At 72.2% G+C, this 21,954-nt stretch carries 18 protein-coding genes; 13 read left to right on the forward strand and 5 right to left on the reverse strand.

Translation table 11 applies throughout. The features are described 5' to 3' along the window. Window positions 1-4: 4 nt before the first annotated feature. Window positions 5-1,381 (reverse strand): aminotransferase-like domain-containing protein, encoded by a 1,377-nt coding sequence (locus Val02_RS16245; RefSeq protein ID WP_203899911.1) that lies wholly within the window; start codon window positions 1,379-1,381, stop codon window positions 5-7. A gap of 133 nt (window positions 1,382-1,514) precedes the next feature. Between Val02_RS16245 and Val02_RS16250 the strand changes: the two genes are divergently transcribed. Genes Val02_RS16250 through Val02_RS16285 form a run of 8 tightly spaced genes read left to right on the forward strand, consistent with a single transcriptional unit; the run spans window position 1,515 to window position 9,744 of the window. Next, a complete protein-coding gene (locus tag Val02_RS16250) occupies window positions 1,515-2,354 on the forward strand; it encodes a nitrilase-related carbon-nitrogen hydrolase (protein ID WP_203899912.1) in 840 nt (279 codons plus the stop codon). Beyond that, window positions 2,351-3,757 carry a dihydropyrimidinase gene (hydA, locus tag Val02_RS16255; RefSeq protein ID WP_203899913.1) on the forward strand — a complete coding sequence of 469 codons (1,407 nt, stop codon included), beginning with the start codon at window positions 2,351-2,353 and terminating at the stop codon, window positions 3,755-3,757. The genes Val02_RS16250 and hydA overlap by 4 nt, the downstream gene beginning before the upstream one ends. A 14-nt stretch (window positions 3,758-3,771) precedes the next feature. Then, window positions 3,772-5,253, forward strand: coding sequence for a CoA-acylating methylmalonate-semialdehyde dehydrogenase (locus tag Val02_RS16260; RefSeq protein WP_203899914.1), 1,482 nt, complete (start codon window positions 3,772-3,774; stop codon window positions 5,251-5,253). A gap of 7 nt (window positions 5,254-5,260) precedes the next feature. Beyond that, the gene (locus Val02_RS16265) at window positions 5,261-6,259 is read left to right on the forward strand and encodes a TIGR03842 family LLM class F420-dependent oxidoreductase (RefSeq protein ID WP_203899915.1); all 999 of its coding nucleotides are present in this window, start codon (window positions 5,261-5,263) and stop codon (window positions 6,257-6,259) included. Continuing rightward, window positions 6,256-7,092 carry an ABC transporter permease gene (locus Val02_RS16270; RefSeq protein ID WP_203899916.1) on the forward strand — a complete coding sequence of 279 codons (837 nt, stop codon included), beginning with the start codon at window positions 6,256-6,258 and terminating at the stop codon, window positions 7,090-7,092. Before Val02_RS16265 ends, Val02_RS16270 begins: the two co-directional genes overlap by 4 nt. Further along, entirely contained in the window at window positions 7,089-7,874 is a 786-nt protein-coding gene (locus tag Val02_RS16275) for an ABC transporter ATP-binding protein (protein ID WP_203899917.1), read from the forward strand. The genes Val02_RS16270 and Val02_RS16275 overlap by 4 nt, the downstream gene beginning before the upstream one ends. Next, window positions 7,871-8,626 carry an ABC transporter permease gene (locus Val02_RS16280; protein ID WP_203899918.1) on the forward strand — a complete coding sequence of 252 codons (756 nt, stop codon included), beginning with the start codon at window positions 7,871-7,873 and terminating at the stop codon, window positions 8,624-8,626. Before Val02_RS16275 ends, Val02_RS16280 begins: the two co-directional genes overlap by 4 nt. Continuing rightward, window positions 8,623-9,744: an ABC transporter substrate-binding protein gene (locus tag Val02_RS16285; protein ID WP_203899919.1), complete on the forward strand. Its 1,122-nt coding sequence runs from the start codon at window positions 8,623-8,625 to the stop codon at window positions 9,742-9,744. The genes Val02_RS16280 and Val02_RS16285 overlap by 4 nt, the downstream gene beginning before the upstream one ends. Window positions 9,745-9,832: 88 nt before the next feature. Here the strand turns inward: Val02_RS16285 and Val02_RS16290 are convergent, their stop codons facing one another. Then, a complete protein-coding gene (locus Val02_RS16290; protein ID WP_203899920.1) occupies window positions 9,833-11,905 on the reverse strand; it encodes a DUF6351 family protein in 2,073 nt (690 codons plus the stop codon). Between the two features lie 186 nt (window positions 11,906-12,091). On the opposite strand from Val02_RS16290, the gene Val02_RS16295 reads away from it, so the two are divergent. Then, entirely contained in the window at window positions 12,092-12,907 is an 816-nt protein-coding gene (locus Val02_RS16295) for a sulfite exporter TauE/SafE family protein (RefSeq protein ID WP_239152997.1), read from the forward strand. A 7-nt stretch (window positions 12,908-12,914) separates the two neighbouring features. On the opposite strand, the gene Val02_RS16300 is transcribed toward Val02_RS16295, so the two are convergent. The 3 genes from Val02_RS16300 to Val02_RS16310 form a co-directional block, all read right to left on the reverse strand. Then, window positions 12,915-14,255: an aspartate aminotransferase family protein gene (locus tag Val02_RS16300; RefSeq protein WP_203899921.1), complete on the reverse strand. Its 1,341-nt coding sequence runs from the start codon at window positions 14,253-14,255 to the stop codon at window positions 12,915-12,917. A gap of 89 nt (window positions 14,256-14,344) precedes the next feature. Beyond that, window positions 14,345-17,641: a hypothetical protein gene (locus Val02_RS16305; protein WP_203899922.1), complete on the reverse strand. Its 3,297-nt coding sequence runs from the start codon at window positions 17,639-17,641 to the stop codon at window positions 14,345-14,347. 133 nt (window positions 17,642-17,774) lie between these two features. Beyond that, window positions 17,775-18,803 carry an ROK family protein gene (locus Val02_RS16310; protein WP_203899923.1) on the reverse strand — a complete coding sequence of 343 codons (1,029 nt, stop codon included), beginning with the start codon at window positions 18,801-18,803 and terminating at the stop codon, window positions 17,775-17,777. Window positions 18,804-18,919: 116 nt separating this feature from the next. On the opposite strand from Val02_RS16310, the gene uraD reads away from it, so the two are divergent. From uraD to Val02_RS16330, 4 genes are read left to right on the forward strand one after another with little or no spacing between them, the layout of a single operon-like run. Further along, entirely contained in the window at window positions 18,920-19,417 is a 498-nt protein-coding gene (gene uraD / locus Val02_RS16315) for a 2-oxo-4-hydroxy-4-carboxy-5-ureidoimidazoline decarboxylase (protein WP_203899924.1), read from the forward strand. Beyond that, window positions 19,414-19,731 (forward strand): hydroxyisourate hydrolase, encoded by a 318-nt coding sequence (gene uraH, locus Val02_RS16320; protein ID WP_203899925.1) that lies wholly within the window; start codon window positions 19,414-19,416, stop codon window positions 19,729-19,731. The genes uraD and uraH overlap by 4 nt, the downstream gene beginning before the upstream one ends. Window position 19,732: 1 nt before the next feature. Next, a complete protein-coding gene (gene pucL / locus Val02_RS16325; RefSeq protein WP_203899926.1) occupies window positions 19,733-20,596 on the forward strand; it encodes a factor-independent urate hydroxylase in 864 nt (287 codons plus the stop codon). Further along, a complete protein-coding gene (locus tag Val02_RS16330; protein WP_239152999.1) occupies window positions 20,575-21,954 on the forward strand; it encodes an 8-oxoguanine deaminase in 1,380 nt (459 codons plus the stop codon). Before pucL ends, Val02_RS16330 begins: the two co-directional genes overlap by 22 nt.

The raw sequence follows: 21,954 nt of genomic DNA on the forward strand, positions 1-21,954 counted from the left end.
GGGCCTATCGCCAGCCGCGTGGATGACCGTCGCCCCGCCGGCCGCTGCCGCCCTCGGCAGTGCCGGCGGCCTCCGCGAGCACCTGTGCCAGTTCGTCGAAGCCGTCGCGGACCAGCCCGACCGTGATGCGCAGATGGTCGGTCCCCGACGGGCTCACCTCGAACGGCGCACCCGGCGCGACGGCGATCCCGTGGGCCGCGAGCGAGAGCAGCGCCACCTGCTGGTTGGCGACCTCCAGCCACAGGTTGATGCCGTCGTCGGCGCTCGCCCGGGCACCCCGCGCCGACAGGGCCGTCAGGAGCGAGCTGCGGCGGTGCTCGTACGACGTTCGCGCGAAGGAAATGCGCTCGACGGTGGCGGGGTCGGTCAGCAGCTCGACCAGGACGGCCTGGAGCAGGCGGGACGACCAGCCCGGGCCGAGCAGCCGGCGGTCGGTGATGAGCGTGATCAGGTCGCCGGGACCGCCGATCGCGGCCAGGCGCAGGTCGGGGCCGTGGCTCTTGGAGAAGCTGAGGACGTGGACGGTCCGCTCGGGCAGCCGGAGTCCGAGGCTGACCGGCGGGGCGGTGGCGATGTCGCCGGCGTGGTCGTCCTCGATCACGAGCGTGCCGGGGTGGCCCCGCAGCACCTCGGCCAGCTCGGCCGCGCGGGCCGCGCCCATGCTCGCCCCGGTCGGGTTGTGCGCGCGCGGCTGCAGGAAGACCGCGACCGGCGAGTGCGCCGTCAGCGCCGCGCGGAGCGCGTCGGGGCGCATCCCCTGTCCGTCGACCGGGACGCCGACGACGGTGGCGCCGACCGCGTCGAGCAGGTCCAGCATCGGGGGGAACGCCGGATCCTCGACCAGCACGTGATCCCCGAAGCGCACGGTGGCGGAGGTGATCCGGTCGAGCGCGTCCAGCGCACCGTCGACGACGGTCAGCCGATCCGGCGGGAACGGCCACCGCGCCCGCAGCACCTCCTCGAGGGCCGGCAGCACGGGCTCGTCGAGATAGCTCGTCGTCAGGCGCGAGTCGCCCACCCGGCCGAGCAGCGCGGCCAGGTCGGGCAGCAGGTCGTGATCGGGCACACCGGTGGAGAAGTCCCGCGGCAGCGTCGTGGGCCGCGGCGTGACGGCCGCGAAGCGCAGCCGCTGCCGCGGCACGGCCGGCGTGCGCACGAACGTCCCGGACCGCCCGCGCGTCTGGATCGCGCCGGCCCGCGCGAGCGAACGCCACGCCTCGCTGACCGTGGTGGGGCTGATGCCCAGCTCCCGCGCGACGGCGCGAACGGTCGGCAGGCGGGTACCGGCGGGGAGATCCCCGGTGGTGACCAGGCGGCTGACGGCGGCGGCGATGCCGCGTGCGCTCCGGTCGTCGACGGCCTTGGTGATCAGGGAGAGCACCGTAATTTCTCCGAAACGCAGAGTCTTCTGAAAACAGCATGTAACAAACGAAGCGTTGTCCGCCTAGGGTTGTGTCATTAAAGTCCTACGCCATCCGGACCGCAAAACACAATGTGGACCCGAGGGGACGGCCATGACAGGAATCGTCCGTGCCGCCATCGTCCAGACCAACTGGACCGGCGACAAAGAATCGATGATCAAGGCGCATGAGGAGTACGCCCGCCAGGCGGCCGCACAGGGCGCCAAGGTGATCTGCTTCCAGGAACTCTTCTACGGCCCGTACTTCTGCCAGGTGCAGGAGAAGGAGTTCTACTCCTACGCCGAGAGCATCCCCGGCCCCACCACCGAACGCTTCCAGGCACTCGCCGCGGAGCTCGGCATGGTGATGATCCTGCCGATGTACGAGCAGGAACAGCCCGGCGTGCTGTACAACACCGCCGCCGTGCTCGACGCGGACGGCCGCTATCTCGGCAAGTACCGCAAGCACCACATTCCCCAGGTGAAGGGCTTCTGGGAGAAGTTCTACTTCCGTCCCGGCAACCTCGGGTATCCCGTCTTCGACACGGCGGTCGGCAAGGTCGGCGTGTACATCTGCTACGACCGGCACTTCCCCGAGGGCTGGCGGGCGCTCGGGCTCGCCGGCGCGCAGCTCGTCTTCAACCCGTCCGCCACGTCGCGCGGCCTCTCGGCGTACCTGTGGAAGCTCGAACAGCCCGCCTCCGCCGTCGCCAACGAGTACTTCATCGGGGCGATCAACCGCACCGGCATCGAGGACCTGGGCGACAACGACTTCTACGGCACCTCGTACTTCGTGGACCCGGAGGGCAAGTTCGTCGGCGAGGTGGGCGACGCGCACAATCCCGAGCTGATCGTGCGGGACCTCGACTTCGGGCTGCTCGAAGAGGTGCGCGACCGGTGGCAGTTCTACCGGGACCGCCGTCCCGAGTCGTACGGAGGGCTGGTCGCCCCGTGACTACTTTGTTAATTGTTAACGGCACGGTTATCGGTTCGGCCGGTCCTTACGCCGCCGACGTGCTCGTCGAGGGCGAGAAGATCGCCGCCCTCTTCGCGCCGGGCCGCGGCCCCGCCGACGTCGAGACCATCGACGCCACCGGCAAGTACGTCATCCCCGGCGCCGTCGACGCGCACACCCATATGGAACTGCCGTTCGGCGGCACCTTCGCCTCCGACACCTTCGACACCGGCACCCGGGCCGCCGCCTTCGGCGGCACCACCACCATCGTCGACTTCGCGGTGCAGCGCACCGGTGAGGTGGTGCAGGACGGCCTCGCGGCCTGGCACGGCAAGGCCGAAGGCAACTGCCACGTCGACTACGCGTTCCACATGATCCTGGGTGGGGTCGACGACGACTCGCTCAAGGCGATGGACCAGCTCGTCGCCGACGAGGGCATCACCAGCTTCAAGCTGTTCATGGCCTACCCGGGCGTCTTCTACAGCGACGACGGGCAGATCCTGCGGGCGATGCAGCGCGCGCGGGACAACGGCGCCGTGATCATGATGCACGCCGAGAACGGCATCGCGATCGACGTTCTCGTGCAGCAGGCGCTGGCCCGGGGCGAGACCGATCCGATCCACCACGGCATCACCCGCCCGCAGGCCCTGGAGGCGGAGGCCACCTCGCGGGCCATCCGGCTGGCCGAGGTCGCCCGGGACTGCCCGCTGTACATCGTTCACCTCTCGGCGAGTCAGGCCCTCGAAGAGGTCGCGGCGGCCCGGGACGCCGGGCGCAACGTGTTCGCCGAGACCTGCCCGCAGTACCTATACCTGACGCTGGAGGACCAGCTCGGCGCGCCCGGGTTCGAGGGGGCCAAGTGGGTCTGCTCGACGCCGCTGCGCTCCAAGCACGAGCCGCACCGCGCGGACCTCTGGAAGGGTCTGCGCAGCAACGACCTGGCCGTCGTGTCGACCGACCACTGCCCGTTCTGCTTCAAGGACCAGAAGGAACTGGGGCGCGGGGACTTCTCGAAGATCCCCAACGGGATCGGCGGCGTGGAGCACCGGGTGGACCTCGTGTACCAGGGCGTCGTCGACAAGCAGCTGTCGCTGGCGCGCTGGGTGGAGACGATCGCCACGACGCCGGCCCGGATGTTCGGGCTGTACCCGCGCAAGGGCGTCATCGCGCCGGGGTCCGACGCCGACATCGTCCTGTACGACCCGGCCGGCACCACCCGGATCGGCGTCGACACGCACCACATGAACATGGACCACTCCGCGTGGGAGGGCTACGAGATCGCCGGCCGGGTGCACACCGTCCTGTCCCGCGGCACGGTCGTGGTCGACGGCGACGGCAACTACCACGGACGCAAGGGCCACGGGCAGTACCTGCGCCGCGGGCTCAGCGACTACCTGCTCTAGGAAGGGGTCCTCTCATGCGAGAGGTGAAGCACTGGATCGACGGGCAGGCCGTCTCCGGCAAGGGGACGCACCGGCTGCCCGTGTGGGATCCCGCGACCGGTGAGCAACAGGCCGAGGTGGTCGCCGCGACGGCGTCCGAAGTGGACAGTGCGGTGGCGTCCTGCCGCAAGGCGTTCCCGGCCTGGCGGGCCGCGTCGCTCTCCCGGCGCGCCGAGGTGATGTTCCGTTTCCGGGAACTGGTGGACGCCAACCGGAAGGAGATCGCCTCCCTGGTCTCCGCCGAGCACGGCAAGACGGTGGCCGACGCCGGTGGCGAGTTGGCGCGCGGCCTGGAGAACGTCGAGTTCGCGTGCGGGGCGCCGCACCTGCTCAAGGGCGGGTACAGCGAACAGGCCGCCGGCGGCGTGGACGTGTACTCGATCCTGCAGCCGCTCGGCGTCGTCGCCGGCATCACGCCGTTCAACTTCCCGGCGATGGTGCCGATGTGGATGTTCTGCAACGCGCTCGTCGCCGGGAACGCCTTCCTGCTCAAGCCGAGCGAGAAGGACCCGTCGGTGTCGTTGCTCCTGGCCGACCTGCTGCGCCAGGCGGGGCTGCCGGACGGCGTGTTCAACGTGGTGCAGGGCGGCAAGGAGGCCGTCGAGGCGATCCTCGCGCACCCGGACATCGAGGCGGTCAGCTTCGTCGGTTCGACCCCGGTGGCGCGGCACATCTACGAACACGGGACCCGCGCGGGCAAGCGCGTGCAGGCCCTCGGCGGCGCGAAGAACCACATGGTCGTGCTGCCCGACGCCGACATCCCGGCGGCCGCCGACGCCGCCGTGTCGGCCGGCTACGGTTCGGCGGGGGAGCGCTGCATGGCCGTCTCCGTGGTGGTCGCCGTCGGCACCGCGGGGGACGAGTTGGTGCCGGCCATCGCCGAACGCATCGAGAAGATCAGGGTGGGGCCGGCTTCCGACCCCGATGCCGAGATGGGCCCGCTCATCACCGGCGAACACCGCGACCGGGTGGCCGGCTATCTGGACTCCTCCGGCGCCGACGTGGTGGTCGACGGGCGCACCGCCGACATCAGCGGCGGGCCGGGGTTCTTCCTCGCACCGTCCCTTGTGGACAACGTGACGCCGGAGTCGCCGTTCTACACCGACGAGATCTTCGGGCCGGTGCTGTCGGTGGTGCGCGTCGACACCTACGACGAGGCGCTGCACCTGGTGAACAGCAACCCGTTCGGCAACGGCACCGCCATCTTCACCCGGGACGGCGGGGCGGCGCGACGGTTCCAGTACGACGCGGTGTGCGGGATGGTGGGCGTCAACGTGCCGATCCCGGTTCCCGTGGCGTACTACAGCTTCGGCGGCTGGAAGGCCTCCCTCTTCGGCGACCTGCACATGTACGGGCCCGAGGGGCTGCAGTTCTACACCCGGACCAAGGTGGTCACCTCGCGCTGGCCCGACCCGGCCACCAGCCAGGTCGACCTCGGCTTCCCGAAAGTGAGGTGATTCCACAGTGGACTTCGGTGTGGTGTTCCAGTGCGACCCACCGGCCTCCTCGCTGATCGACCTGTCGAAACGCGCGGAGGCGGCGGGCTTCAGCCACGTGTGGACGTTCGACTCGCACGTGCTGTGGCAGGAGCCGTTCGTCATCTACAGCAAGATCCTCGCCGAGACCGAACGGGTCGTCGTCGGGCCGATGGTCACCAATCCGTCCACAAGGGACTGGACGGTGACGGCGTCCCTCTTCGCCACGCTGAACGACCTCTACGGCAACCGGACGGTCTGCGGCATCGGGCGGGGCGACTCGGCGGTGCGCGTGCTCGGCAGCCGCCCCACCACCCTGGCCGAACTGCGCGAGTGCGTCGGCGTCATCCGCGAACTCGCCAACGGCCGGGAGGTGACGCTGCGGGACAGGCGGCTCCGCTTCGAATGGGCCGGCGACAGCCGCCTGGAGGTGTGGGTGGCGGCCTACGGGCCCAAGGCGTTGGCGCTCACCGGAGAGGTCGGCGACGGGTACATCCTCCAACTGGCCGACCCGGACATCGCGGCCTGGATGATCGGGGCGGTGCGCGCCGCCGCGGAGAAGGCCGGGCGGGATCCCGCGGCGATCCGGTTCTGTGTCGCCGCCCCGGCCTACGTCGGCGACGACCTGACGCACCAACGGGAGCAGACCCGCTGGTTCGGCGGCATGGTCGGCAACCACGTCGCCGACATCGTGGCGCGCTACGGCTCCTCCGGCGGGGCGGTGCCCCAGGTGCTGACCGACTACATCGCCGGACGCCGCGGCTACGACTACGCCGAACACGGCCGGGCCGGCAACACGCACACCGACTTCGTCCCCGACGAGGTGGTGGACCGGTTCTGCATCCTCGGCCCGGTCGAACAGCACGTCAAACGCCTGGAGGAGCTGCGCGACCTGGGCGTCGACCAGTTCGCGCTCTACCTGCAGCACGACGCGAAGGACGAGACCCTCGCGGCCTACGGGTCTGACGTGATTCCGCATTTCTCATGAGGAAGGTTCTGGGTGCGCTCGCCGCCGTGCTCCTGGGCATCGTCGCCTGGGAGTCCTACAAGGCGGTGGGCGATCCGGACGGCACGGTCGTCGCCGGGGTGCGGATCCTGCCGCGCTCCGACGACGCGGCCATGCCGCATGTGCTGGACGTGGTGCGTCGGCTCGCCCGGCCGGAGCTGGCCGGCGGCCGTCCCGTGTGGCAGGTGCTCGTGGACGCGTGCCTGTTCACCCTGGGCATCACGACCGTCGGGTTTCTCGTCGGCGCGCTCGTCGGGCTGCTGCTCGCCGTGCTGATGCAGCGGTTCCGGGTCGCCGAGCGCGGGCTGCTGCCGTGGGTGGTGCTGTCCCAGACCGTCCCGCTGGTGGCGCTCGCGCCGCTGGTGGCGGGCTGGGGCGGGCGGATCTGGCCGGCGTGGATGTCGGTGTCGATGATCGCGGCGTATCTCGCGTTCTTCCCCGTGGCGGTGGGCATGCTGCGCGGCCTCCAGTCGCCGTCGCCCGCGGGCGTCGAGCTGATGCGCAGCTACGCGGCCGGCTGGTGGCGCACGCTGCTCAAGCTCCGCCTGCCGGCGGCGACGCCCTATCTCTTCCCGGCCCTGCGCCTGGCCGGTGCCGCCGCCGTCGTGGGCGCGGTCGTCGGAGAGATTTCCACGGGAACGCGGGGCGGCATCGGCCGGCTCGTCATCGAGTACTCCCGGGAGGCCACCACGGATCCGGCGAAGGTGTACACGGCGATGCTCGGCGCGGCCCTGCTCGGCCTCGTGGTCGCCGGAGCCGTTGCCGCACTCGAGTTTCCGCTCACCCGTCACCGGCGAAAGGTGCTTCTCCCATGACGGCGGTCTCTGTCCAGGGAGTGCGGAAGGTCTTCAACGCGGGCCGGAACGACGAGGTGGTCGCACTGTCCGATGTGGACCTGACCGTCGAGAGTGGACAGTTCGTCTCCCTCATCGGACCGTCCGGCTGCGGCAAGAGCACCCTGCTGCGGCTGATCGCCGACCTGACCGCACCGACCGCCGGCAGCGTCACGGTCGCCGGCAAACCCGCCCGCCGGGCCCGGCTGGACCAGGAGTACGGCATCGCCTTCCAGCAGGCCGGCCTCTTCGACTGGCGCACCGTGCGGCGCAACGTCGAACTCCCCCTCGAACTGCGCAAGATTCCGAGGCAGCGCCGTCGCGAACGGGCGGACGAGATGCTCGCGCTCGTCGGCCTGTCGGACTTCGCCGCGCACTATCCCGCCCAACTGTCGGGCGGGATGCAGCAACGGGTGGCGATCGCGCGCGCGTTGGCCGTTCACCCGAAGCTGCTGTTGATGGACGAGCCCTTCGGTGCGCTCGACGAGATGACGCGCGAACGCCTGCAGGCGGAACTGCTCGCGGTCTGCGCGAAGACGGAGACCAGCACGGTCTTCGTCACGCACTCCATACCGGAAGCGGTGTTCCTGTCGGACCTCGTCGTCGTCATGTCGGCGCGGCCCGGGCGGATCACCGACGTCATCCCCGTCGACCTCGGCCCACGCACCGAGGCGACCCGTCAGTCGGCCGGCTTCTTCACCGCGGTGACGAAGGTCCGAAAAGCGTTGCGGGGCACGCCCACCGCCGTCACGGCCGACACATGAGGTGGCTCCGCACGGTCTTCCCACCGCTGCTCGTCGGCATCGTCGGCCTGGGGCTGTGGGAGATCTCCGTGAAGGTCGGACGGATCGCGCCGTTCATCCTGCCGGCGCCGTCGGCGATCGGCGAACAGTTCTGGCTCGACCGGGAGGTCGTGTGGCGGGCCGGCCTCGCCAGCGGCGCCAATGCGTTGGTGGGACTGGCGTTCGGTGCCGCGGCGGCGGTGCTCGCGGCGCTGGTGGCCGCCCGCGTGCGGCTCCTCGCCGAGGTGTCCGTCCCGGTGGCCGCGCTGCTGAACGCCCTGCCGATCATCGCGCTCGCCCCGATCCTCAACAACATGTTCGAGTCGACCAGCAGCATCCCGCGCCGGGTGGTGGTGGGCATCGTGGTGTTCTTCCCGGTGTTCGTCAACACGCTGCGTGGGCTGCGCGAAATTCAACCCGTCCACCGGGAACTGATGGACAGCTACGCCGCGTCCGGGTGGACCGTCGCGCGGCTGGTGCGGCTGCCGGGTGCGCTGCCGTTCCTCTTCACCGGGCTGCGACAGGCATCATCGCTCGCCGTCATCGCGGCCGTCGTCTCGGAGTACTTCGGCGGACTCCAGGACGGGCTCGGTTCGCGGATCACGTCGGCGGCGGCGTTCACGGCGTACCCGCGCGCGTGGGCGTACGTGGTCGGTGCGTGCCTGCTCGGTCTCCTGTTCTACCTGGTCACCCTCGTGGCCGAACGCCTCTCGATGCCCTGGAGGTCCCCTTGAGACGTCTCGCTCTTCCCCTCGCGGCTCTACTCCTGATCAGTGCCTGTGGCACCGCCGACGACCCCGGCGGAACGTCCACAAAGGACGGTGTGACCACCGTCAAGCTCCAGCTCCAGTGGTTCTACCAGGCGCAGTTCGCCGGGTACATCGCCGCTGTCGAGAAGGGCTTCTACACCGAGCAGGGGCTCAAGGTCGAGCTGCTCGAGGGCGGCGTCGACATCGTGCCGCAGACCGTGCTGGCGCAGGGGCGCGCGGACTACGCCGTCGCGTGGGTGCCGAAGGCGTTGGCCTCCCGGGAACAGGGCGCGCAGATCACCGACGTCGGGCAGTTCTTCGCGCGCAGCGGTTCCTACCAGGTGTCGTTCGCCAACAAGGGCATCAACTCACCCGGCGACCTGAAGGGAAAGAAGGTCGGCAACTGGGGCTTCGGCAACGAGTTCGAACTCTTCGCCGGCATGACGAAGGCCGGCCTCGACCCCGGTAAGGACGTGACGCTGGTCCAGCAGCAGTTCGACATGCAGGCCCTGCTGCGCGGCGACATCGACGCGGCCCAGGCGATGAGCTACAACGAGTACGCCCAGCTGCTGGAGGCGACCAACCCGGCCACCGGCAAGCTGTACACGCCGGCCGACTTCACCGTCATCGACTGGAACAAGGTCGGCACGGCGATGCTCCAGGACGCGGTCTGGGCCAGCACCGAACGCCTCAAGGACAAGTCCTATCAGGACACGACGGTGAAATTCCTCGCCGGCACGATCAAGGGCTGGGCGTTCTGCCGCGACAACGCGGAGGCGTGCCGGGATCTGGTGGTGGCGAAGGGTTCGAAGCTCGGCGCCAGCCACCAGCTCTGGCAGATGAACGAGACCAGCAAGCTCATCTGGCCCAGCACCAAGGGGATCGGCCTGGTCGACGAGGCCGACTGGCAGCGCACGGTCGACCTGTCCATGAGCACGAAGAACCAGGACGGCAAGACGGTCCTCACGAAGAAGCCCGACGGCACGGCGTACACCAACGAGTACGTCCAGAAGGCGCTCGACCAGGCGAAGTCCGCCGGCGTCGACGTGCAGGGCGCGGGCTTCACCCCGAAGCAGGTCACGCTCAACGCCGGCGGCGCGTAGGCCGTTCCGCCGATCTTGCAGTTGTGGCTGCGACAAAACCGGCCCGCGGTGGGCAGGTCGGGCACCACAACTGCAAGATCGGCGGGCTCTAGTAGTGCTGCCAGACGCCGGCCGGACGGACCTGGCCGACCCCGGGGCGGGTCCAGTCGCAGACGCCGTGCGGGAAGGTCGTGCGGAGGCGGGTCTGCTCGGCCGGGGTGAACGTGACCCGGTAGTCGCCGGGGTCGAAGGGCTTCAGGTGGCACTTCAGGGCGTTGTCGCGGATTGGGGCGCCGGCGGCGATCCGGGTGTCGCCGAAGGCCGGGTACAGGGTGTTGCACGTCCCCGGGCCCTGGTACACGGCGGGCTCGGCGACGAAGGCGCCCTCCGGGGTCCAGCAGCCGTCGCCCAGCTCGGCCGGCCTGGCGCGGACGACGCGGCCGCGGGTCCGATGTCCGGGACCCAGGGCCGTCAGCCAGCGGTCCATGGCGGACAGGACGTAGGCGTTCGGGTCGGCGGAGCCCGTGGTCAGCGCCGACGTCAGGAGCACCTGCGTCCCCGCGTCCCCGTGCGCGTCGATCAGCCGCTGCCGCATCGTGAACGACCACGACCGCGTGTGGATGTCGTTCACGGCGTCGGTGTATGCCCGGTAGTCGATGACCGGAGTCGTCGCGAGGCCGCCCGTTCCGGCGACGGCCAGCCCGGACCGGTACACCCGCACCAGCGCGAACGGGTCCGCCACGTTGCGCGCGGCCACCTGGTTGCCGGCCGGGTCGTACCCGCCGACGGACTCGTTCAGCTGCACGAACTGCGCCGGCGTGATCGTGCCGGCGTTGAGCGCGGCCAGCCCGTACTGCACGCCGGTACTGTCCACATAGGACCGCGCGAACCCGGTGCGCGGATCGCGGCCGAGCTGGTTGACCATCTGTTCGGCGGCGGTGCACGGGATGCCGCCCGGGTTGGTCACCGGGTGGTAGCGCCACTCGACCGGCAGCGCCGGCGGGCAGGCCTCGGTGGCGTTGCCCCGGCTCGCGAACGCCAAATCCCAGTTGACGCACGTGCCGAAGGAACGGAAGCCGGAGACGGCGTTCATCTGCGCCGGCGTGAACGCGCCCGGATGCGCCGCGAACCAGCGGTTGAGCAGCCGGCAGTCGCCGACCGTCGGGCTGTTGGTGGTGGCGTCGGGGTAGGAGATCTGCGGGATGATGCCGTCGAGGATGCCGGGGTAATTGTCGGCGATGCCGTACTGCTGGATGGCCCCGCCGGAGCCGCCCCAGCCGATCGTGTGCGCCGCCGGGCCGTAGGTCTCGACGAAGTGTTCCTTCACCATCATCGCCACCTCGGCGGAGATGACGGTGCTGCAGTTGTTGTCCAGGACGTTCAGGCTGGACGACGCGACGGCGTAGCCCCGGCCGAGGAAGAGCGGGTTGAGCACGCCGCCGGTGCCGGCGCCCTGGTGGTATCCGACGTTGCAGCCGCCGCCGAACGTGTACACCAGCCGCCGGTTCCAGGCGCCGTGTGCCCTGGTCGGCGAGGGGTCGGTGCCGTCGTGCAGGGCCGCGATCTCGTAGACTGCGCGGTCGATGACGCCGCGTTCGACCCGCACGACGTAGGGGACGGCGCGACCCTCCACTGTGGCCGATGACAGGTCGGCGGGCCGTGCGGCCGGGTCGGTCAGCGGGACGAACGCGCCGGCCGTGTTCCTGTACACATAGGACACTCGGGTGGGCGCCTCGCAGCCGGGCCCGGTGGCGGGGTCGAGCCCGAACGCGGTCGTCTCGCAGGCGAACGGCTGCTGCTGCGGGCCGCTGAAGACCGGGCCGTCCGCCGGGTGGTTGACGAGCGTGAGCGCGTCGGTGCCGCCGCGCGGCGCGGCGACCCGCACCGTCGAGGCGCCGAGCCGGAGCCCGCCGACGAGCCCGATCCGGGAGCCGTCCGGCTGCGCCACGAATGCGGCGGTCACGTCCCGGCGTTCGACCGTCACCTTCAGGCTTTTCGAGGGAACGCCACGAGGGGGCGTCACCCGCAGCAGCGCCTGCCCGCCGGTGACGACGTGCGGGAGAGGGCTCGACAGCAGGGTGATGTCGGGGGACCGGCCGGAGCCCGTGGCGTGTGCGGCGCCGGGTACTCCGAGCAGGCCCACCAGGGTGGCGGCGACAACCGCCGTGGGGGTGCGTCTCATCGACATGCCTCATCGTCGGCCGGACATCGACCGAGGCGCAATCATCGATGCGGTGGTGCGGGTGGCCCACCGGCCGGCGGCGCGCTACCGGCGGCCGGCCGTACCGCCGGGCGGTGGCAATCGCCACTGTCGGAGGCGGGCCGGAGAACCGGCCATTACGCTCGTGAACATGGGACCCCGCCGGTCGTGAACCTCGTAGAAGCACTCGCCGTCCTGCTGGCCGGGGTGGTCGCCGGGGGTATGAACGCGGTGGTCGGCTCCGGCACGCTGGTGACCTTTCCGACGCTGTTGGCGTTCGGCTATCCACCCGTGCTCGCCAACGTCTCCAACAACGTGGGCCTGGTGCCCGGTTCGGCGTCGGGGGCTTACGGGTACCGGGAGAAGCTCACCGGGCTGGGTCCGGTGGTGCTGCGGCTGGCCGTGGCGTCCACGCTCGGCGGCCTCACCGGGGCGATCCTGCTGCTGTACCTGCCGGCGGCGGCGTTCAAGGCGATCGTGCCGGTGCTGCTCGGCATCGCGCTCGTGATGGTGGTGCTGCAGCCCCGGCTCTCCAAGCGGCTGGCCGAGCGTGCCGCCCTGCAGCCCGCGGGCGCGCCCGGGCGGGCCGCCCCGCAGGCCGTGCCGGGGGGTGCCGCGGCGCGGGTGCGGCACGTCGGGCCGTTGCTGCTGCTCGGGGTCTACGGCGGGGGCATCTACGGCGGCTACTTCGGGGCGGCGCAGGGCGTTCTGCTGATCGGCCTGCTCGGCACGATGTACACGACCGATCTCCAGGAGGCGAACGCCATCAAGAACGTCCTCGCCGGCGTGGTCAACGCCGTCGCGGCGGTGGTGTTCGTGCTGGTGGCCGAGGTGGCGTGGCTGCCGGCGATCCTAATCGCGGTCGGTTCGACGGCCGGCGGACTGCTCGGCGCGCGCTACGGCCGCCGCCTCCCGCAGAACGTCCTGCGCGCGCTCATCGTGGTCGTCGGCGTCGTGGCGATCGTCCGCCTGCTGATCGCCTGAGCGGGCCTCAGACGCCCGTGTAGTACCTGTCCGCCGCGTCCAGCGCGTCGTCGAGGATGTCCAGCCCCAGCGCCAGATCCTCCGCCGACGTGACGCACGGCGGCACCACGTGCACCCGGTTGAAGTGGGTGAACGGCCACAGCCCGCGTTCCTTGCAGGCGGCCGCGACCTCGGCCATCGGCGCGGCGGCGGCACCCGAGGCGTTGTACGGCACCAGCATCTCCCGCGTGTCGCGGTCCCGCACGAGCTCGATCGCCCAGAACAGGCCCAGCCCGCGCACCTCGCCGACGGACGGGTGCCGCTCCTGCAGCTTCGCCAGGCGCGGGCGCACCACCTCCTCGCCGAGCCGGCGCACGGTCGCGTTGACCTGTTCGTCCCGCATGACGGTGATCGCGGCGACCGCCGCCGCGCACGCGAGCGGGTGCCCGGAGTAGGTGAGCCCGCCCGGATACGGCGCCTGCGCGAACGTCTCGTACACCCGCGGCCCCAGGACCACGCCGCCGAGCGGCACGTAGCCCGAGTTGACCCCCTTGGCGAACGTGATCAGGTCCGGCACCACGCCCCACCGGTCGACGGCGAACCACTCGCCGCAGCGGCCGAACCCGCTCATCACCTCGTCGGCGATCAGCAGCACGCCGTGCCGGTCGCACAGCTCGCGCACGCCCCGGAGGTAGCCGTCCGGCGGCACGAGGATGCCGTTGGTGCCGACGACCGGCTCCAGGATGACGGCGGCGATCGTGTGCGCCCCTTCGAGCGTGAACACCTCCTCGAGGTGCGCGAGCGCGCGCTCGCCCTCCTGCTCCTCCGACGAGGCGTGGAACGCCGACCGGTAGGCGTAGGGCCCGAAGAAGCGCACCACACCGGGCATGGCCGGCTCGTTGGGCCAGCGCCGCGGATCGCCGGTGAGCGTGATCGAACCGGTCGTCGCGCCGTGGTACGACCGGTACGCCGCGAGGATCTTGTGTCGGCCGGTGGTGTGCCGGGCCATCCGGACGGCGTGCTCGTTGGCCTCGGTGCCGCCGTTGGTGAAGAACACGTGCCGCAGGTCGCCCGGCGCGATCTCGGCGATGAGCCGGGCGGCCTCGCTGCGCGCCGGGTTGGCGAACGTCGGCGCGACCGTGCACAGCGTCGCCGCCTGCTCCTGAATCGCCCGCACCACGGTCGGGTGCTGGTGGCCGAGGTTGAGGTTGACCAGTTGCGACGAGAAGTCGAGGTAGCGCCTGCCGGCCTCGTCCCAGAACCAGGCGCCCTCGCCGCCGGCCACCACCGCCGGAGCGAGCGCCCGCTGGGCCGACCACGAGTGGAACACGTGGGCCCGATCGTCGCGGAAGGCAGCGGACTCCGGCATGGGAACCTCCTCGCGCGGGGCGGCTACCCGACCGACGCTAATGGCACATGTGTCACCAGACAATACGCGGATTGTTACAACCTGTTCGGTTACTCCTCGGCTGTCCAGACCTCGAGCGCGGCGATGCGCACCTCCGGATCGGCATGCGTGCGCAGCGCGCGCAGGCGCCGTCGCCAGGGCTTCGACCAGCCGGCGTCGTCGCCGCCCAGTTCGACGAGGGCCACCGCGAACAGGCCCGCCGCGCGGTCGTCCCGGCCGGCCAGCGCCGCCAGTGCGGCCTCGGCGGCGTCCGGCTCGTCGGCGAAGCGTTCCGCCAGGTCCTCCGCCACCGAGGCGGCCGCGGCCGGGTGGTTCACGACGAGGGTGGCCAGCGCCGGAAGACGTTCGACCAGATCGTCACGGGCCAGGAGCGCGACGGACAGCTCCGCCGCGTCCGGCACCAGGGTGGGGTCGGTGGCGAGCGACTCGACGATCGGGCGCAGCGGCGCGGCGTGCGCGCGGGCCCGGCCCACGGCGGAGATCAGCTCCTCGAGGAGGCCGAACAGCCGCTGCCGCGCGGGGCGGTCCCGCTTGGCCTTCGCGTCCACGTCGTCGGCGGCCCGCGCCAGCAGCGCCCGCACGAGATCGGCGGGGAGTTCCGGCAGCGCGGTCCAGGTGCGCGGGTCGGCGGCGGCGGACGCGGCCGCGCGCCACACCTCGCCCTTGCGGTCCAGCAGCGCGCCGCGCAACACACCCGCGACATCCACCCGGGCCGTCCACGGTGCCCAGGCCGGGAGCCGGCGCAGCCCCTCGACCGCCACCTGCTCGGCCGGATGCCCGGCGAGCGCCACCGCGATCCCCGCGTACCGCCGCCGATGCGCCTCCGGCAGGCCCTCCGGCGCCGCCCCGAGCAGCGCGCTCGCCACGTGCCGGTCCCCGGTCGCGGCGGCGTCGAGCACCGGCCACACGCGCGGGTCGTCCGGCCAGCCGCGCAGCGCGCCGATCACCGCGGCCCGCACGTCGCGGTGCTGGTCGGGGCGTTCGAGGGCGGCGAGCAGCGCGTCCGCGGCACCCGGCACGCGCAGCGTGGACAGCAGCCGCGCGGCCTCCTTGCGGGCGGTCACCTTGGGGGCGTTCGCGAGCAGGTCACCGAGCAGGGCGGCGAGGCGCGCCGGGTCGACGTCGCGGGCGCAGCGGGACGCCGCGTACAGCGTCACCCGTGCCCGGTCGCCGTCCGCGCGCGCGAGCAGGACCGGCAGCGCCGCCGCCGGGTCGTCGCCGTCGGGCAGGCCGGTCAGCGCCGCCTCCGCGATCAGCACCTCGGGGTGGTCGACGAGCGGGGTCGCCGCCGGGTCCGTCCCGGGCACCGCCACCCGCAGCCGGGCCGACGTCGCGCGCTGCCAGTCGTTGACCTTGCGGTCCGCGATCTCCTCGTCGAGCAGTCGGGCGAACGTCGTCACCTGCCGCGGCGCCCAACCGAGCAGATCCCGCCGGCCGACCCTGGGCACCCAACGGCCGCTCGGCGCGAACCGCCCGCGCGGCGCCCGCCCCGACAGCGCGTACTCCTCCAGCAGATCCGGCCGGCGGCGCACCACGCAGCGCAGCACGTGCCAGTTCGCGATCAGGGAGGGCTCGTCGGCGACCAGTGCGCTCACCCGGTCGGTCCGGCCGCGCGGCGGGGCGAGCCACAGCGCCAACGCCCGGTCGACCGGCGGGTTCCGCTTGATCTCCAGCGTGCGGGGGAGGAGGGCCATCAGCGCGGGAACGTTCCAGGCGCGCCGGTCGAGCTGGCCCACCAGGGCGAAGAGCGGGGCCGTCTCGCCGCGCGCGAGGTCGGCTTCCAGGTAGGGGAGGAGCCGTTCGACCATGGCGTGCTCCTGCCCGCGCCGCAGCACCCGGTGAAGCGGCGTCGGGTGCCAGGTGCCGCCGCCCCGGCGGGCCAGCGCGGCGACGGTGGACAGCGCCCAGTCGAGCAGGCCGGCGTCGTGCTCCACCGCGCGGTGCCAGAGCATCCGCGTGGCGAACCCGAACAGCGCGCTGCGCGACGCGTGCGACGCGTCGCGGCTCTCCAGGGTCGCGGTGACCAGCGCGTCCAGCCCCGGACGCGACTCCGCCGGGAACAGCTCCGGCCCGACCTTCGCCAGTTCGCGCAGAACGTGCGAACGCACCGGATCCTGCTCGTTGCGCAGCCGACCGAGCCGGTCGAGCAGGGCGACGATCACCCGCGGGTCGCGTTCCGCGGCTGCCGCGCGCACCAGGTGCCCGTAGCCGAGCGCGCGCTCGTCGGCGGAACGGGCCCGCACCGCCTCGTCCAGCAGCGGTTCCGCCTCGGCGAACGGCAGCAGCGAAGCGGCCCACAGGCGGGTGGCCGGATCGGCGGCGACGACGGGCAGGGCGAGCATGCGCCGCGCCTCGGCGTGCCGGCGCGCGTGCGGCAGCACCCGCACGACCGCGTCGGGCAGAACGTCACGCGCCCGGTCCCGTTCGGCGTAGGCGATGTCGAGGACGGCCGCGCGGCGGGACGGCGGCAGCCCGCGCAGCACCTGCGCGACGAGCCCCTCGGCCGGCCCGGACGCGGCGAGCAGCCCGCCGAGCGCGTCGTCCGGCAGCGTGGCGAGCCGTTCCCGCACGGAACGCCGCCGCGCGAACGCGCCCATCCGCGCCAGCCTGGTCGGTTCGCCGCGCAGGTAGGCGACGGTGCGCACGGTGTCCACGGCGAGCAGCCGTTCGAGCGCAACGAGCACCTGGTACGGCAGGGTGCCGGTGGGCCGGTGCCGTTCGAGCCAGCCGAGCACGTCCGCCGGCCGGTAGCGCGCGAGGACGCCGAGCGCGGCCGACGAGTGGTCGAACCAGCGGGACGCCTCGGCCGGCGGCAGCGCCGCGAGGTGCCGCGACACGTGCGCGACGACCGCGTCCGGATGCCGGCTCACCAGCCCGCGCCAGCCCGTGACGGCGTGCGCGAGCGCGGGCAGCCGGGCGGCGACCACGTCGGTGGAACACGCCGGAAGAAGTGCGGCCCCCTCGGTGTCGCCCCACCGCGCGATCACGCCGTCGACCAGCCGGTCGGCGACCGCACTGCGCCGGTGCCTGCGCAGCCACAGGTACGCGCCGCGCCGCCCCTCGAGCGAGCCGCCGCGCACCAGCCGTTCGATCGCCTCCTCGGGAACGCTCGCCGAGTCCAGCGCGTGCGCCCGGGTCAGCGGGTCGTCGAGGGCCCGCGCGAGATGTGCCCCGTCCCGGACGGCGGCCGCCGCGACCACACCCAACCGCCGCGCGAACCAGTCCCCGGCGGCCAGCTCCGCCAACGCCCCGGGCGCGAGCCGGGGCGCGGTGGTGGCGACGTGGCGCATCCGTTCGGCGGGGTTGAGTAGGGCGGCGGCATCGACGAGTTCGGCGGCGGTAGTCACGCCGAAGGATTGTCCGCGCGCCGTCGCGTCCGCGCGCGGGGTTTCCTCGGCGATCTTGCAGTCGTGGCGCCCGAATTACCCAGCCCGGGCCGGTTTGTCGCAGCCACAACTGCAAGATCGGCGCAGCAGATCGCTACGTCGCGGGCGTCGCCGCCAGTGCCGCGACCGCCGCACCCCGGGCGCCGGCCATGTCCAGGTCGGGGACCAGGGCGAAGACGCTCAGCGCGCGCTGCTCGTCCCGGAGCAGCGTGTTCTCCCGCACCTTCGCCAGGTACCAGTCCCGGAACGCCGCGGCCGCCTCGACCACGCCGCCGCCCACGAAGTACGCGTGCGGGTCGCTGAAGTTGGCCGCGATCGTGAACAGCCGCCCGATCGCCTTCGCCTGCTGCTCGAAGACCTTCAGCGCCAGTTCGTCGCCCTTCTCGCCGAACCCGCGCAGCAGCTTGGCCGCCTTGCCGATCGGCACGCCCTTGGCCAGTTCGTGGTCCGGGTAGCGGGTCAGCCAGTACGGCAGGAGATTGTTGACGATGCCGGTCAGCGACGCGATGCTCTCCACGTCGGCGGTGAACCCGCAGTTGCACCGCGGCACCGGCTGGCCCTCCGCCAGGATCCCCTCGACCGGGATGTGCACGTGGCCGAGTTCGCCCGCCATCCCGGCCGAACCGGTGATCACGCGCCCCGACTCCACCACGCCGCCGCCGAGGCCGGTGCCGACGATGGCCGCGACCGAGGAGCGTTCCGACGCGATGGCGCCGAAGTGCGCGTGGTGGGCGTAGAGCGCGGCGGCGTTGGCGTCGTTCGTGTACGTCACCGGCTTGCCCAGCCGCGCCGCGAGCGCACCCCGGATGTCGAACCCGTGCCAGGCCGGCATCGAGAAGTTCGTCGCACCCTTGTTGGAGATCACCCCGTCCGCGCTGGCCGGCCCGGGCGTGTCGAGCCCGACGGCGCGCACCTGCGACGGGTCGAGATTCGTGTGCGCGAGGATCCCCTCGTAGGACTCGGCGAGCGCCTCCACCGCGATCTCGGGCCCCTCCAGCACCCGGCTCGGCGTCTCCACCAGCCGGTCCACCAGGAACTTTCCGCCGGCGTCGAGCACTGTCGCGTTGTTGCAGGTGCCGCCGTTGTCGATGCCGACCACGTACCAAGAACCGGACGTTCCCATCCTGGGCACCCTTCTGCTTGTCGTTCGGATCATTCTGGACCCATCCGAATCCTCGCCGGGCACGCACCGGGGGGCAACCCTCCCCGGCTGCGGGGCCGGTGTGACAACGTTGGCACGTGGGTGTACTCCATGACTTCGACACCGCCCCGGAGTCCGTGGCGCGTGAAACCGTTCTGCCGTGCTGCGCCGCCCCGGAGTGGCTCGACCGGGTGGTGGCGCTCCGGCCGTTCCACCAAGTGGGACGCCTGGTGGCGGTCGGGGGCGACCTGATCGCGGAGCTGCCGTGGTCGCAGGTCCGGATCGCCCTTGACGCGCACCCCCGGATCGGGGAGCGGATGGCCGGGGCGGGGCGCGAGGCCGCGTGGTCCCGGCGCGAGCAGTCGGGGGCCGGCGACGCGGACGCGGAGACGGCGTCCGCGCTGATCAAAGCCAACAAGCTCTATGAGGAACGACACGGGCACGTCTTCCTGATCTTCGCCACCGGCCGGAGTGCGGCGGAGATGCTGGCGGCGGCCCGGGAGCGCGTCGACAACGACGGGCCCACCGAACGCGCGATCGTCCGCGAGGAACTGGCGAAGATCGTGCGCCTGCGCCTGGAGAGGCTTTTTACGTGAGCATTTCGTCCCACGTGTTGGACACGTCCCAGGGCGAGCCGGCCCGCGGCGTCCCCATCACCCTCGAACGCCTCGACGGCGGCACCTGGCTGGTGGTCGCGCACGGCACCACCGACGACGACGGCCGGCTGCGCGACGAGGGCACGTTCGGCCCCGGGCGCTACCGGCTGGTCTTCGACACCGCCACCTACCTCGGCCCGGACGCGTTCTTCCCGGAGGCGATCGTCGTCTTCCAGATCACCGACCCCGGCCGGCACCTGCACATTCCGCTGCTGCTGAGCCCGTTCGGGCTGACCACGTACCGGGGGAGCTGAGATGGGCATCGTGCTGGGCGACAACCGCTACGGCAAGGCCGAGATCCGGATGGTGCACGTGGCCCGTTCCGGCGCGCACGAACTGGCCGACCTGAACGTGAGCGTGGCCCTGGCGGGCGACCTCGCCGGCACCCACCTGCGCGGCGACAACAGCAACGTGCTGCCGACCGACACGCAGAAGAACACGGTGTACGCGTTCGCGGCGGAGCGCGGCGTCGGCGAGATCGAGGACTTCGCGCTGCGGCTGGCGCGCCACTTCGTCTCCTCGCAGCCGGCCATCGCGCGGGCCTGGGTGGCGATCGAGGAGTATCCGTGGCGGCGGCTCGGGCCGCACTCGTTCGCGCGCGACGGCGGCTCCGTCCGGACCGCGCGGGCGGTCGTCGACGGCGACTCCGAGTGGGTGCTGTCCGGGGTGCGCGAGCTCGTGCTGATGAACACCACGAACTCGGAGTTCCACGGCTACGTGGTCGACCGGTACACCACGCTCCCGCCGACCACCGACCGGATCCTGGCGACCGAGGTCTCCGCCGCGTGGCGGCACGGCGGGACGACTGTCGACTTCGGACAGTCCTATGTGGACGCCGTGGCGCGGATGACGGACGCCTTCGTGGGCACCTACAGCCTGGCGCTGCAACAGACGCTGTACGCGATGGGCGGCGCCGTGCTCGCCGACGCCGGGATCGTGGAGGCGCGCCTCGTCCTGCCGAACAAGCACCACTTCCTCGTCGACACCGCGCCGTTCGGGCTGGACAACCCCGCGGCCGTGTACCACGCTGACGACCGTCCGTACGGCCGGATCGAGGGCACCGTCACCCGGGAGGACACAGTGGACGCTCCGCTCGCGTGGGACGGGTACGCATTGTGACGTTCACGATCCTGCAGAACGTCGCCGTGGCCACGGTGGACGGCGCCGGCACGGAGTACCGGGACGGGCACGTCGTCGTCGACGGCGACCGCATCGTGGCCGTCGGGGCGGGGCACGCCGGGCGGTACCACCGTTCCGCGCAGTACATCGACGCCACGGGCTGCCTCGTCACGCCCGGGCTGGTCAACACGCACCATCACCTGTACCAGTGGGCGACCCGCGGGCTGGCCCAGGACCAGAACCTGTTCGGCTGGCTCACCGCCCTCTACCCCGTGTGGGCCGGCATCGACGCCGAACTGGTCAGCGCCACCACCGGCGCGGGCCTCGCCTGGCTCGCCCTGTCCGGGTGCACCACCTCGATGGATCACCACTACGTGTACCCGCACGACGCCGGTGACCTGTTCGCCGCGCAGGTCGAGGCGGCGCGCGGGATCGGGCTGCGGTTCCATCCCACGCGGGGCTCGATGGACCTCGGCGCCTCCTCCGGTGGGCTGCCGCCGGACAGCGTCGTCGAGGAGACCGAGGCCGCCCTGATCGCCACCGAGGAGGCGGTGAACAAGTGGCACGACCCCGCCGCCGAGTCGATGCTGCGGGTCGCCGTCGCGCCGTGCTCGCCGTTCAGCGTCACCGCCACGCTCATGGCGGAGGCCGCCGCCCTGGCCCGCCGCAAGGGCGTCCGGCTGCACACCCATCTCGCGGAGACCGTCGAGGAGGAGGCGTTCTGCCGGGAGACGCAGGGCTGCACGCCGGTCGAGTACGCGGATCGGCTCGGCTGGCTCGGCGACGACGTGTGGCTGGCGCACTGCGTCCACCTGGACGACGCGGCGATCGCCCGGCTCGGTGCGACCGGCACCGGCGTGGCGCACTGCCCCTCGTCCAACGGCCGGCTCGGTGCCGGTACCGCCCCGGTGCGGCAGCTGCTGGACGCCGGCGTGCCGGTGGGCCTCGGCGTCGACGGGCCCGCGTCGCAGGAGTCCGGCCAGCTCGGCGCCGAACTCCGCCAGGCCCTGCTCGCGGCCCGGGTGCGCGGCGGCCCGTCGGCGCTGACCGCGCGGGAGGCGCTGGCGCTGGGCACCATCGGCGGCGCGCGTTGCCTCGGCCGCGCTGCCGAACTCGGTTCGATCGAGGTGGGCAAGCTCGCCGACCTCGCCGTCTGGCGCCTAGACGGCATCGGCCACGTGGGGATCGACGACCCGGTGGCGGCGCTCGTCTTCGGCCCGCCGGCGAGCCTCGAACTGCTGATGGTCGGCGGTGAGACGGTGGTCCGCCACGGCGAGCTGCGCACGGCCGACACCGAACAGCTCGCCCGCGGGCTGCGCAGGGCGAGCCGCAAACTGGCCCGCAAGGCGGGAGCCTGA

Origin of the sequence: Virgisporangium aliadipatigenens, from assembly GCF_016863615.1 — a bacterium.
GTDB classification, from domain to species: Bacteria; Actinomycetota; Actinomycetes; order Mycobacteriales; family Micromonosporaceae; genus Virgisporangium; species Virgisporangium aliadipatigenens.